The following is a 13,269-nucleotide window of genomic DNA, read 5'->3' on the forward strand; positions in this document are numbered from 1 at the left end:
GTGAACGGCATTAGAGCATAATGCTCCGTTTTTTTATCTGAATAGGTTTAGTTCTAACGCAGGCCATGTAAGAACTCGTGGCGCGTTGCTGGGTTTGATCTGAAGATACCACCCAATGCTGTTGTTGTCGTTTCGCTGGTTGCATCCATTACACCACGAGATTTCACGCAGTAGTGAACAGCATCCATAGTTACAGCAACATCATCTGTTTCTAGTAGCGTTTGTAATGCAACAAGAATTTGCTGCGTCATGCGCTCTTGAACTTGAGGACGTTGAGCAAAGAAACGAACGATTCGGTTGATCTTCGAAAGACCAATGATCTTACCTTGCGGAATGTAAGCCACTGCGGTTTTACCATCAATGGTTACTAAGTGATGCTCGCATGTGCTGGTTACGGTAATGTCTTTTACTCGTACCATCTCACGAACACCCATCTTGTTTTCGATCACGGTGATTTTAGGGAAATTGGCGTAATCCAAACCAGAGAAAATCTCATCCACATACATTTTCGCAATACGTTGTGGTGTTTCTTCCAGACTGTCATCTGCAAGATCAAGTTCAAGGAGAGTTAGAATCTCACGCATATGGTGTTCGATTCGTTCCTTTTTCTCTTCTCGGCTAACCTGGTTAGGACGCATTGGTGTCTCTAATCCGCGGCTTGCTAGCGCATCTTTAACCAACTTCGCTGATTCGCTAAGACCTGACATTGAACTTCCTCTTTTAATACCCCTTCTGGATGGCAAACAAGGATACTCGGAATTTTGATTAAATACACCCATATTTTAAGGGAGGTCATTATTTACGGGGCTTAAACTATGCTAAAGTGGCTGCAATTTCGTTGGCGAACATCTGTGATTTGATAATTATGGAGCCACTATTGCCAACCACTAAATCAAAATAATAACGACCAAAGGATTTCAATCATGGGCTGTTGCGACGCTCCGGGCTTAATGCCAATTGAAGAAGCACTAGATAAGCTGCTATCACCAATCAAACCAATCCAAACGACTTTATCTCTACCTCTTGCTGAAGCATTAGGTTATGTCCTTGCTGAAGATATTCTTTCCCCTATTTTCGTACCTCCTTTTGATAACTCAGCAATGGATGGCTATGCACTGCGCTTAGCAGACCTAGAGAACGGTAAAGTACTACCATTAGCAGGCAAATCTTTTGCAGGCCAACCGTTCGAAGGTGAATGGCCAAGCAACACCTGTATTCGCATTATGACTGGCGCAAAGATCCCTGAGGGTTGTGACGCCGTAATCATGCAAGAAAATACGGTTGAAACTGATACTGGCATTGAAATTCAACAAGACGACATCAAGCTGAACAATAACATTCGCCCTACTGGTGATGACATCAAACAAGGTGATATCGTTCTTAGCCGCGGTGAACGTTTAACACCTCGTGACATTCCAATGATTGCTTCGCTGGGTGTGAGCCACGTGACTGTGTTACAGAAGCCTAAAGTCGCATTCTTCTCTACCGGCGATGAGCTAAAGCCATTAGGTCAACCGCTTGAAGACGGTCAGATCTACGACAGCAACCGCTACGGCATTAAACCGCTGATTGAAGCGTTTGGTTGTGAAGCTATAGACCTAGGCATCATCCCAGATTGCCCTGCAACGCTTAAAGAGACCTTCGAGAAAGCACAGCAAATAGCAGACGTGGTTGTGACTTCTGGCGGCGTAAGCGTTGGCGAAGCAGATTACACCAAAGATATTTTGGAAGAACTCGGTCAAATCGGCTTCTGGAAGCTAGCTATCAAGCCCGGTAAACCGTTCGCATTTGGTGAATTGGATAACGCATGGTTCTGTGGCTTACCGGGTAACCCAGTATCGGCGATGATGACCATGTATGTTTTGGTTCAACCTATGCTTGCTAAATTGGCTGGTCACACAGCGTGGACAGCTCCGGAATCTATTCCTGCTATCACCAAGTCTGCATTCAAAAAAGGCCCAGGCCGCACTGATTACCAGCGTGGCATTTACTCGATTGAAAACGGTCAATTTGTGGTAGAAACAACGGGTAACCAAAGCTCTGGCGCTTTCCGCTCAATGAGTTTAGCAAACTGCTTTGTGGTACTAGAGCGCGAACGCGGCCGTGTTGAAGTCGGTGAAACGGTTCAGATCCAACTGTTTAACTCGACGCTTTACTAACGAGGCTTACTGATGGAAATACTGTCTGACGCAGAGATGCTTCGCTACAACCGTCAAATCATTCTTAAGCAGTTTGATTTTGAAGGCCAAGAAGCACTAAAGCAGAGCTCAATCTTAGTATTAGGGGCTGGAGGCTTAGGTTGTGCCTCCGCTCAATACCTTGCGACTGCGGGCATTGGTAAGCTGACACTGATCGATGATGATATTGTCGAGCTTTCAAACTTACAACGACAAGTCCTTCACACCGATGCTGATATTGGCAAGAAGAAGGTCGATTCTGCCGCTGAGTCGCTGCAGGTATTGAACCCTCATCTGACAATTGAAACTGTCGACCACAGGCTTGATGACCAAGCACTTGGCAAGTTGATTGAAACTCACTCGCTTGTTCTCGACGCAAGTGACAACGTAGAAACACGTAATCAGTTGAACCGCTTGTGCTACGCATCGAAAACACCATTAGTTTCTGGTGCTGCTATTCGTATGGAAGGCCAGATCAGCGTATTCACTTATCAAGATACTGACGCGCCGTGCTATCAGTGCTTGAGTGCTCTATTCGGCAACGCTGCACTAACCTGTGTTGAAGCCGGTGTGATGGCACCGGTAGTTGGCATGGTGGGCGCAGCTCAGGCTTTGGAAGCTATCAAAGTTATTGCTAAGTTTGGACAACCAAAGCAAGGCAAACTTTTAATTCTCGATGCCATGTCTCACAGCTGGCGTGAAATGAATTTAATGAAGATGCCTAATTGCTCGGTGTGCGGATAGACTAAGCATATCCCCCCTCTAATCGACAACCTAAGCCTTGACTAAAAGTCAGGGCTTTTTTAGGTCTCAACATCAGCTTCTCAAATCGATTTATCAATTTATCAATTTATCAATTTATCAATTTGAAGTGATCTATAAAAGATTAGTTTCATTTGAATTCTCATTTTGAGAATATATTGCACATCTCAGCAGTTTAGAATATAAACAATAAAAATCAACAACTTAAAAGTGGCACGTAACTTGTAAAAATATCTAGACCTTCTATGACAAGGATGTAGATATGAGAATTACAACGTTAAGTTTGCTATTAAGTGCGCCTTTGGTCGCCAACGCAGCGCCATTCGATACCTGTCCGAGCCAGGCTTACCTATTCCAATCGACACCCGTACAAGTTTGGGGCGTGAACCTAGTGACAGGCTCAACCACCCTGTTAGAAGACGATACGGGCATGAACGCCAATATCAATGGTGTTGGTTTAGACTTTCAAGACAGATATATTTATGGCTATGACACTACCAACAAACGCTTGGTGCGCCTTGGACAGGATTTCCAAGCAGAAGTGATCAATACCAGTGGATTACCAACCGATCACACTTTCTATGTCGGCGATGTCTATGACCATGTGTATTACCTTTATCGTACAGGAAAAGGCTTGTTCACCGTTGATCTATCGCCGTTAGACGCCGACCCAAACGCGACTGTTACAGTTAACAAAATAGCTGGTAGCCCGGCAACCGTAAAACTGACTGATTTCGCTTTCCACCCAAGTGATGGTTCTTTATATGGTATCGATAATAACTCCGGAGGCTTATACAGCTTCAATCCTACAACCGGTGCCGAAACTTACATCGGTGATACTGGTGAGTTAGGTACATTCGGATCGGGTTATTTTGATGTAAACGGCTATTACTACGTATCTCGAAATCAAGACGGGAAAATCTACCGTATCAATCTGTCTCCAGACAACGCGAGCAATATCGCAGCAGGAATTGTTCCAGCCGTTGAATTTGTATCGAATGGGCCTTCTTCTAATCAAAATGATGGCGCTCGTTGTGCGAATGCGCCAGTTGTGGATGAAGATTCCAACATCGACTTTGGTGATGCACCAGACAGCTACCTAACCCTACTCGCCAGCAATGGTCCTCGACATGAACTTGACGGTGTGACTTGGTTAGGCACTGATGCACCCGATGCCGACCTTGATGGCTACGTAACTCCACAATCGGATGAAAGTGTTGGCATTGATGACGAGTGGGCAAACGGTGGTATCGGTTTTGTTACGGCGCTTGAAGCCGGGCTTGATTCAAAAGTGGTGATTGAAGCTTCAACAACCGGTTACCTTTCGGCGTGGATTGACTGGAACCAAGATGGCAGCTTCGATGGTGCTAACGAGCAAGTATTTACCGACTACCAACTGGATGCTGGTGAAAACGATCTGTTCCTAAATGTCGATATCAACGCACTAACGGGGACTACTTGGGCTCGCTTCAGATTCAGCCAACAAACCAACCTGAGCTACTTTGGTGGTTCGACATCTGGTGAGGTAGTTGATATTCAAGTTGATGTTCTTAACGACGGCGCTACAGCCCGTTACTTCCCAAGTGCTTCTGGTTACGCAACCTTGGCGTATGAAGATAACTGGCCTTATAAAGCTGATTACGACATGAATGATGCTGTGATTATGTATCGCATCACAGAGATCTTAAAAGACGGAAAAGTGGTTAAATCCACCATCGATGGACGTCTTGCTGCAGTAGGTGCTTCGTACAGAAATGGTTTTGCGGTTCGACTTCCTAATCTAGACCCAAGTTTAGTGAGTAGCGGAAGCTCTTACATGAAGCACAATGGTGTGTTCACTGATTTAGACTTGGAGCAAGGACGTAGCGAGGCAATCTTTGTTATTGCTAACGACCTTACAGAGAAAATCAGTACTAGTTGTACCTTCTACCGCACCATCAGCTCTTGTAAAGAAGATGAGCAATTCGCTTTCCAAATCGGGATTACTTTAGCTGGCGATGGAGTGAGTACTGACAGTTGGACTGACATGCCTTACGACCCATTTATTTTCGCGACGCCTGGGTATTATCATGGTGAAAACCTACCTCTACATCCAGGGCGCAGCTGGGAGGTGCACTTGCCAGACCAAGCTCCAACCGAGGCGTTTGATACCGCTAATCTCTTTGAAGCAGGACTAGGCGTTGATGACAGCAATCCATCAACAGGCAAATATTTCAAAACTGCAGACAACCACCCGTGGGCACTGCTGATTACTTCAGACACGGAATGGCAATGGCCACTGGAATATGTAGATATCGTCACCGCCTATCCAAACTTTGCGAACTTTGCTGAATCCGGCGGTACTCAATCCACCGATTGGTTCCAAACACCTGCCGCTGACCAATGTTACTTGCCTTAGGAGAATGATTATGAAGATGCCAATTAAACAGACAGTAACAAACGGTCGCCGGAACTTTAACAATGCTATCTTATCTAGTCTGTCGAATGCTGCACTTAAGAAAAATACGGCTCAGTCGCAGTCAATACGTATTCCATTACTAATCGCATCACTAACGTTGGTAGGGTGTGGTGGCGGAGGCGGCGATGGAGGAGCATCAACTCCTAACCCATCGCCTTCAACACCAGCGGTGACAGTACCAGTGACATCAACACCAGCGACACAAACACCAGCAGCGTCAGCACCTGTGGTATCAGCGCCCGTTACATCACCATCAGTGGCCTCAACACCAGTCAATGTCGCTATAAATCCTGCACCGACACCAGTTAATGGGGTTATCTCCAACGGCCCGCAAGCGTACAAAATGGATGAGCTCGTAATCCCTGATGGTTTCGATTACAACTCTGTAGATCAATTCGACCTCAGTATTGATATCAGTAACATCTCAACCGATCGTTCGTTTGTATCTGTATATAGCCGATTTACCACAAGAGCAGATTCAACCTACAAGCCGGATTACTCAAGTAAGGTCATTGGCGGCCCTTTAGACAACGGAACATTCACCTCCAACTTTGCGGCGCCTTTAAGCGAAGATACTCTGTTGATCGAAATCTGGTTTTATGACGGTCAAGCACCATTACAACAAGTCGTTGCAAGTAACGGTTCACAAATCACTTGGTAAACAGAAAGGAATAAAATGCGCTGAGTTAACTTAGACAATGGCTAAATTCAGTGAAGTTAGGCAGCAGTCTCGAAGTCGAAAGTCGAAAGTCGAATAACAATGCATAAAGGTGAGCAATGAGGCTCACCTTTTTATTTGGGCGCAATTTCAATTTTCAGTACTGGTTATGTTCACTTTATCGAAAGCCTGTCTTATCTTTTAAAAATGACTTTCAAAGGCTTACTTTATGAAACAGTTGAAAATAGGATTCGTTATATTATTGATTGGTATTGGGCTACTTTTATTTCTCACCTATTTCCCGATGACATCTTCTACCGGAGAACACATTGAAGCCAGAGTCATCTCCAATACGCTCACTCAATCCCTAGACGGACATAGGCGCTACCTCACGGTTGAAACTCAAGACAACGAAATATTTCGCGTTTCCATTCCACCAACAACAGACTGCCCTCTTGATTCTGTGGTCGTGCTTGATACATTAAACAATCAAATAACCGGACAAAGCAGCTATCAGTTCATCCACTGCCGGGCTGCGCCTTAGTCGCCGATATAACAACAAGAATGGATATAAGAAGAATGAATCAGCCACTCATTTCACCAGAACAACTTCAACAACGTTTGCTAGAAGAAGACAATATTGTAATCCTCGACGCCAGTATCGAATTTCAGATCCCAAGTGAGTCAGAAAAGATCAAAGGACAAATGATACCTAGTGCGATTCGTTTCGACTACGACAAAAACTTTTGTAACAAGCACACTCTACTCCCTCACATGTTCCCGACCGAAAAACACTTCAATACACGCGCACAAGAAATTGGTATCAATCAAGACAGTACGATAGTGGTTTACGATAACTCAGGAACTTTTGCCTCGCCTCGCGCATGGTGGATGTTTATGGCAATGGGACATAACAACGTATACATCTTAGATGGCGGTTTACCTGCTTGGATAAAAGCCGGTTACGCGACAGAGACTGACTATCGCACCGAAGTCAAAGCGGGCAATTTTGAAGGCCAAATTCAAGACAACCACTTTGTAAATGCTCAGCAAATCCAAAACTACTCCGATGACAAAAGTGCAAACATTCTGGATGCACGTTCTCAAGCTCGCTTCGATTCAGAAGTTCCAGAACCACGTGAAGGCTTACGTAGTGGCCACATCCCAAACTCAGTTTGCTTGCCGTTCGCACAAGTCTTAAATGCAGGTAAATTGAAACCTCAAGAAGAGTTAGTTGACATTTTCTCGACTCTGAACTTAACCCCCTCTCAACCTATGTTCTTTAGCTGTGGCTCTGGTGTGACGGCTTGCATCATTTTATTAGCCGCTAAACTGGCTGGTTATTCAAGTGATATGGGCGTTTACGATGGCTCATGGACTGAATGGGGCGCAAATGAAAAACTACCTATTGCCGTAACTAAAAAGTAATTCAGCTTCGCTTAATGATACTGTTAGAATATACTGCGCATGCATACGGAGCTTACTAAAGGTTATGGCTGAAGCCCATGACACTTAAGCATCTTATTGCTCAATCAGCTAGGCACTTATTAACTCAAGCGTTTAACACGGTTGTAACTTGAAGACGTAGTCACTTGAAGACACCTAGGTAGTGACAGAGTTAACACTACCTATGTGTAGAGCCATCCGGTTTCTAACAAAAACTGTGATTAATCATGAGTTAATTGTCAGCACGTTTATGAGTGTTAATATTTCATTCAAGAATCTCTGTTCGTAGCCGTTACACTATTTAATCATTGATATATTCATCTCTGATGTTTTATGCCTCGTTGTATTAATCACACTGGCGATATAAACGTTGTCACTTGCAGTCTGTTAAAAGTAGTCACCAACAAAAGGCATCTCATGGCTCTATTTAAGAAAAATATCTGGTCGCTGTACGCTCTGATCGTGCTGCTTACCCTGATACTTTTCAGCGCCTTTGGCATAACCAAGTGGCAATCAAACAGAGATGACTTTACCAAGCAACAACATATCCAAGTCGAGATCTTCTCTAGCTCAGTAAACTCTCTATTAACTAGCCAAGAAGCACTGCTTGAAGTGGTTGGGCATCAACTTGCTCAGCAGTCCGACTTTACCCGAACGGCTTCGATTCAAATTCGACCAATATTAGATAAACTGCTTGATACTCATCCTGCAATAGCCGCTTTCGGGTTACTAAATCCTCAAGGGGATTACCTGTCAATCAGCTCAAACCTACAGCTGTCTGACCAATTTAACTTACTGGATCTCCCATACACCAAAGACTCATTTCTAGAGGCTGTATCTAGTAATAAAATGGTTTTGGGGCGCACTTATTTCCATGATTCTCTTAACAGCCTCGTGATCCCAATGAGAAAATCCATTTCTCTCGATGGCAAGAACGTTGATGCAGTCATGACCGCAGGTTTACGCTTAGACAGCACAATTTTGTTTGAAAACAATGCGCACGCAGGCAATTACAACACGTTAACTCTACTTAGAACCGACAACTATCGTCAGTTTTTTTCTAGCGATATCGAGTCGCTAGACGCTTATTTAAAACCGGTTGATAACGTTCTAATGGATCGCATTACCAAAAGCTTTTCTGAGCAAGTGACTGTCAGCGTCAAAGAAGCGAAAACAGGAAAATACACATATTCTTTCTGTATCGATGATAGCGCTTTCCCATCGCTCGTTAGCGCTAAATACATTCCAGACTACAAGCTTTGGGTTGTCGGCCGTACAGACCTAGAACACGTTGATGGTATATTCGCAAAAGAGTTCGGTGCTCTTTTCTTTGTTTTTGTTGTTCTTCAGTTTGGTTTCTATTTTTTAGTAAAATCGATTGCGAAGAACGAACAACGAACTCGCAGCCAATTGATTTACCAAGCCAATCACGATCCATTAACCTCTCTCCCCAACCGCTCCTATATGCGTAAAAACATTGGCAAGTGGATTGAAGATGAGTCAGACCCATTCTCAATGCTGTTTATCGACATCGATAACTTCAAATGTGTTAATGATACCCATGGACATGACTTCGGAGACAAGGTGCTCAAACAAATTGCATTACGTTTGATGCGGTTCCGCTCCAGAGTCAGCCTATTGGTACGAGAATCCAGTGATGAGTTCTTGTTTTTAACACCCTTGAGTAGTGAATCTGAAATTAAGCGACTATCAGAACGAATTATTGAAGTACTTTCTCAACCTTATGAAGTTGAAAGCGCTCAATTTTTGTTGAGTTGCAGTGTAGGTATTGCCCGCTTCCCAGACCACGGAAGAGATTTAGATAGCCTGTTACGCTCTGCCGATATTTCGATGTACAAAGCGAAACAGCAGCAAAACTCATACAGTATTTTTACGACTGAGATGCAAGACGCCCACCTCTACAAAATGAGAGTAGAACAAAGGCTTCGTATCGCTATCGATAAACAAGCTTTATTTATGGTTTTTCAACCATTGGTTCGTGCCGATGAAAGTACTCACGGTGTAGAAGCGCTTGTGCGTTGGGTAGATGATGAACTGGGTTTTGTCCCGCCAGACGTATTTATTCCTATTGCTGAAAGTACAGGTTTAATGCAAAAACTCGGCACCTTTATTATTGAATCCAGCGTTATGCAGATCGCTCATTTACACCGAACGATAGAACAAAAGATCGGTCTTTCGATCAATATATCCGTACGTCAGTTTTCACATAAGTCGTTCTCAGAACACCTATTCGCTACGCTTGAGAAATATCAGTTCTCACCAAGCTGTTTAACGCTCGAGATTACTGAAAGCTTGTTCATTGAAGATGTGGCTATAGTGAAACCACTGTTTGAAGCCCTCAAAGAAAACGATATTAAGATCTCTCTAGATGACTTCGGTACGGGCTACTCGTCATTGAGCATGTTAAAAGCACTCCCTATCGACGAACTTAAGATTGATAAGAGTTTCATTGAAAACATAGCAGTCGATCAACAGTCACTAACAATGGTCCAGAACATCATCGCTATCGGTAAAAATTTCGGTATGGTGGTGCTGGCAGAAGGCGTAGAATCAAACGAACACTTCGCGATTCTAAAAGCATGTGGATGTGACTTGATGCAAGGTTACTACTTCTCTCGTCCTATTCCTTATGACGAACTGTGCACGTATCTCTCCTCGCTCCCTAAAATCACGAGTAAAGAGTCAGAACCTATTCTTTAGCGAGAGCAAAAGGGAGCCAAAACGGGCTCCCCTGGTTTATATTTTGCTAATCATCTAACTCAGCATGTTTCATCTGCTCATCCAAGTTAAGCACCGTTAAAGCATTACTTACACTAGTCGCAATAACATCAACCACACCTGTTCTTAGTGCACCTAACAGAGCTAATGGCTTACTGTTCTCGGCAGCGATGGCGATTACTTCAGCGATAGGACGGAACTCTTCCAAACCTAAGCCGATGACTCGGTCACTCATTACTGTGTTTGCCGCTTTACCATGCACGTCGAAAAAGTCATAACCCGCAAAGTCACCCACCACTCCTTGTAGTAAACGAGATTGAACGACCTCTCCCGCCGTAAACCAACCTAGGTCGACCATATAGCTGTTTTCACTCATGTCACCAATACCCACTAATGCAACATCTGCCTTACGAGCTAGATCGAGTGTTTGCTTAACAGTACTGTTTTCCATGAACGCGGATTTTTGTGCTTTGTTCTCTGCATAAGCAGGCGCGTACAAGGTTTCAGAAGATCCGCCGTACTTTTTCGCTAGTTGTCTGCATATATGGTCGGCGTTAAACATACCGCCTCTTGGGTGAATGCCGCCGATACCACATACGAATTTACAGTCACGTGGGGTAATTACGCCAGTATGGTGAGCAACCGACGATACGTTTCGACCTTGGCCAACCGTGACTACCATGCCGTTTTTTAGGGTGCTCGTTAAGTAGTTCGACACCAAGCCCGCAACCTGTAACCGCTGCTTCTCTTCATTCGGTTGGTCTAATGCAACCAGTGCACGCTTAACACCAAATCGTTCGATCAAACGTTGTTCGATCTTCGCGCTGAATACTGGGTGGTATTTCACGGTGATCTCGACAATCCCTTCATCGCGGGCTTGTTTGAGCATTCGACCAACCTTTGCACGAGAGATAGAGAATTTTTTAGAGATCTCTTCTTGAGTCGCACCATCTTGATAGTAGGCAACGGCGACTTCGGTTAGGAGATCAGTGTTTTCTTCGGAAACATCTTGGATATTGTTACTCATATACCACTCAACCAATATTTAACAATTATTTTACCTGCTGCACTTCCTAATAAAGGAGAGCTCAGTAAGTGATACACAAGCTTACACCCCGAACATATGTAACATCAAGGAGCATTTGCTCAGCATCATAACCATAGTTTTGGTGTTGATTAATTCACCTCACTTTGTTCGTTAAACGTTTGCTTGCATACCCCATGATTACTAGAGCGAAATATATTTGACTGAAGTCACCATACAGCACTATTTACCGTTGACTTTGGGGCTAGATCGGATAAATATGGCTACATCATTTACTCATCGAGCGATCAAATGTTCTGTGCAAATGTTCGTTCGAAGAAAAATTTAAATTAATGTAAGTTTGACTCACTGGTACAACCATGAGGAACTTCATTAGTTCGCTTGCAAATGCCCACACCTCTCCCATTAAAGGGGTGTTCTGCGATACATAGGATGATCAAAATGAGCAATAAATTAGAGCAACTTCGTAAACTAACAACTGTTGTAGCTGACACTGGCGATATCGAAGCTATCAGCAAGTACACTCCTGAAGATGCAACAACTAACCCATCTCTAATTCTTAAAGCCGCTCAAATTGCTGAGTACGCACCTCTAATCGATGCTTCTATCGAATACGCTAAAGCGCAAAGTGGCGACAAAGCACAACAAGTTCAAGACACTTGTGACATGCTTAACGTGAACATCGGTAAAGAAATCCTTAACGTTGTACCTGGCCGCATCTCTACTGAAGTAGATGCTCGTCTTTCTTACGATATGGAAGGCAGCGTTGCTAAAGCTCGTCAACTTATCAAAATGTACAACGACGCTGGCATCACTAACGACCGCATCCTTATCAAACTGGCTTCTACTTGGGAAGGCATCCGTGCTGCTGAAATCCTAGAGAAAGAAGGCATCAACTGTAACCTAACGCTTCTATTCTCTTTCGCTCAAGCTCGTGCTTGTGCTGAAGCTGGCGTATTCCTAATCTCTCCTTTCGTTGGTCGCATCATGGACTGGTACAAAGCGAAAGAAGGTCGTGATTTCGAAGCTTCAGAAGATCCAGGCGTAATCTCTGTTTCAGACATCTACAACTACTACAAAGAGCACGGTTACAAGACTGTTGTTATGGGCGCAAGCTTCCGTAACATCGGCGAGATCCTTGAACTTGCTGGCTGTGACCGTCTAACTATCGCTCCTCAACTTCTAGCTGACCTAGAAGCAGCTGAAGGCGAAGTAGTAGAGAAGCTAATCGACTCTAACGGTACTAAAGAGCGTCCTGCTGCAATGACTCACGCTGAGTTCCTATGGGATCACAACCAAGACCCAATGGCTGTAGAGAAGCTAGCTGAAGGCATCCGCAACTTCGCCGTAGATCAAGGCAAACTAGAAGACATGATCGCAGCTAAGCTGTAATCACTACCGAATAAATAAGAGGAACGAATTTCGTTCCTCTTTTACATCTATCCACGAATTTTTAATTTCGAATCAATTTTGGAAGCAATTATGAACCGCAAACATCTAGCTAACGCTATTCGTGCTCTAAGCATGGACGGCGTACAACAAGCAAACTCTGGTCACCCTGGCGCACCTATGGGTATGGCTGACATCGCTGAAGTACTTTGGCGCTCTCACCTAAACCACAACCCGTCAAACCCAGAATGGGCTGACCGCGACCGTTTTATCCTGTCTAACGGCCACGGCTCAATGCTGATCTACTCTCTGCTTCACCTAGCAGGTTACGAGCTTTCAATTGAAGATCTTAAGAACTTCCGTCAACTGCACTCTAAGACTCCAGGTCACCCAGAGTACGGCTACGCACCAGGTATCGAGACGACTACAGGTCCTCTAGGTCAAGGCATCACCAACGCTGTTGGTATGGCGATGGCTGAGAAAGCACTTGCGGCACAGTTCAACAAAGAAGGCCACGACATCGTAGACCACTACACTTATGCATTCATGGGTGATGGCTGTCTGATGGAAGGTATCTCTCACGAAGCATGTTCTC

At 44.3% G+C, this 13,269-nt stretch carries 10 protein-coding genes and 1 pseudogene; 9 read left to right on the top strand and 2 right to left on the bottom strand.

Translation table 11 applies throughout. The features are described from left to right. Positions 1 to 53: 53 nt before the first annotated feature. On the bottom strand, positions 54 to 707 hold the full coding sequence (gene folE / locus AB4589_RS20690; RefSeq protein WP_004731548.1) for a GTP cyclohydrolase I FolE: 654 nt from the start codon (positions 705 to 707) through the stop codon (positions 54 to 56). Between the two features lie 216 nt (positions 708 to 923). Here folE and moeA point away from each other — a divergent pair, with 216 nt between their 5' ends. From moeA to AB4589_RS20725, 7 genes are all read left to right on the top strand, one after another. Beyond that, positions 924 to 2,159 (top strand): molybdopterin molybdotransferase MoeA, encoded by a 1,236-nt coding sequence (gene moeA, locus AB4589_RS20695; RefSeq protein WP_372101603.1) that lies wholly within the window; start codon positions 924 to 926, stop codon positions 2,157 to 2,159. Between the two features lie 12 nt (positions 2,160 to 2,171). Continuing rightward, entirely contained in the window at positions 2,172 to 2,921 is a 750-nt protein-coding gene (gene moeB, locus AB4589_RS20700; protein WP_372101604.1) for a molybdopterin-synthase adenylyltransferase MoeB, read from the top strand. A gap of 280 nt (positions 2,922 to 3,201) precedes the next feature. Beyond that, the gene (locus AB4589_RS20705; protein WP_372101605.1) at positions 3,202 to 5,337 is read left to right on the top strand and encodes an LruC domain-containing protein; all 2,136 of its coding nucleotides are present in this window, start codon (positions 3,202 to 3,204) and stop codon (positions 5,335 to 5,337) included. Between the two features lie 10 nt (positions 5,338 to 5,347). Next, entirely contained in the window at positions 5,348 to 6,058 is a 711-nt protein-coding gene (locus tag AB4589_RS20710) for a hypothetical protein (RefSeq protein ID WP_372101606.1), read from the top strand. 226 nt (positions 6,059 to 6,284) lie between these two features. Then, entirely contained in the window at positions 6,285 to 6,599 is a 315-nt protein-coding gene (locus AB4589_RS20715; RefSeq protein ID WP_372101607.1) for a hypothetical protein, read from the top strand. A 35-nt stretch (positions 6,600 to 6,634) separates the two neighbouring features. Further along, positions 6,635 to 7,483, top strand: a complete 849-nt coding sequence (locus tag AB4589_RS20720; protein WP_032499412.1) for a sulfurtransferase — start codon at positions 6,635 to 6,637, stop codon at positions 7,481 to 7,483. Between the two features lie 435 nt (positions 7,484 to 7,918). Continuing rightward, on the top strand, positions 7,919 to 10,222 hold the full coding sequence (locus AB4589_RS20725) for a putative bifunctional diguanylate cyclase/phosphodiesterase (protein WP_372101608.1): 2,304 nt from the start codon (positions 7,919 to 7,921) through the stop codon (positions 10,220 to 10,222). A 46-nt stretch (positions 10,223 to 10,268) separates the two neighbouring features. Here AB4589_RS20725 and AB4589_RS20730 read toward each other — a convergent pair whose 3' ends face one another. Continuing rightward, a complete protein-coding gene (locus AB4589_RS20730) occupies positions 10,269 to 11,267 on the bottom strand; it encodes a sugar-binding transcriptional regulator (protein ID WP_065679926.1) in 999 nt (332 codons plus the stop codon). 459 nt (positions 11,268 to 11,726) lie between these two features. Between AB4589_RS20730 and tal the strand changes: the two genes are divergently transcribed. Further along, positions 11,727 to 12,677, top strand: a complete 951-nt coding sequence (tal, locus tag AB4589_RS20735; RefSeq protein WP_029223051.1) for a transaldolase — start codon at positions 11,727 to 11,729, stop codon at positions 12,675 to 12,677. Between the two features lie 90 nt (positions 12,678 to 12,767). Then, positions 12,768 to 13,269: pseudogene (locus AB4589_RS20740) on the top strand (transketolase); the annotation flags it as partial.

It is taken from the genome of Vibrio sp. 10N.222.49.A3 (assembly GCF_041475145.1).
Lineage (GTDB): Bacteria > Pseudomonadota > Gammaproteobacteria > Enterobacterales > Vibrionaceae > Vibrio > Vibrio tasmaniensis_A.

Excerpts from the sequence above, each read along its gene's own strand:
- folE (WP_004731548.1), bottom strand. The coding sequence starts at position 707 with ATGTCAGGTCTTAGCGAATCAGCGAAGTTGGTTAAAGATGCGCTAGCA.
- moeA (WP_372101603.1), top strand. The coding sequence starts at position 924 with ATGGGCTGTTGCGACGCTCCGGGCTTAATGCCAATTGAAGAAGCACTA.
- moeB (WP_372101604.1), top strand. The coding sequence starts at position 2,172 with ATGGAAATACTGTCTGACGCAGAGATGCTTCGCTACAACCGTCAAATC.
- AB4589_RS20705 (WP_372101605.1), top strand. The coding sequence starts at position 3,202 with ATGAGAATTACAACGTTAAGTTTGCTATTAAGTGCGCCTTTGGTCGCC.
- AB4589_RS20710 (WP_372101606.1), top strand. The coding sequence starts at position 5,348 with ATGAAGATGCCAATTAAACAGACAGTAACAAACGGTCGCCGGAACTTT.
- AB4589_RS20715 (WP_372101607.1), top strand. The coding sequence starts at position 6,285 with ATGAAACAGTTGAAAATAGGATTCGTTATATTATTGATTGGTATTGGG.
- AB4589_RS20720 (WP_032499412.1), top strand. The coding sequence starts at position 6,635 with ATGAATCAGCCACTCATTTCACCAGAACAACTTCAACAACGTTTGCTA.
- AB4589_RS20725 (WP_372101608.1), top strand. The coding sequence starts at position 7,919 with ATGGCTCTATTTAAGAAAAATATCTGGTCGCTGTACGCTCTGATCGTG.
- AB4589_RS20730 (WP_065679926.1), bottom strand. The coding sequence starts at position 11,267 with ATGAGTAACAATATCCAAGATGTTTCCGAAGAAAACACTGATCTCCTA.
- tal (WP_029223051.1), top strand. The coding sequence starts at position 11,727 with ATGAGCAATAAATTAGAGCAACTTCGTAAACTAACAACTGTTGTAGCT.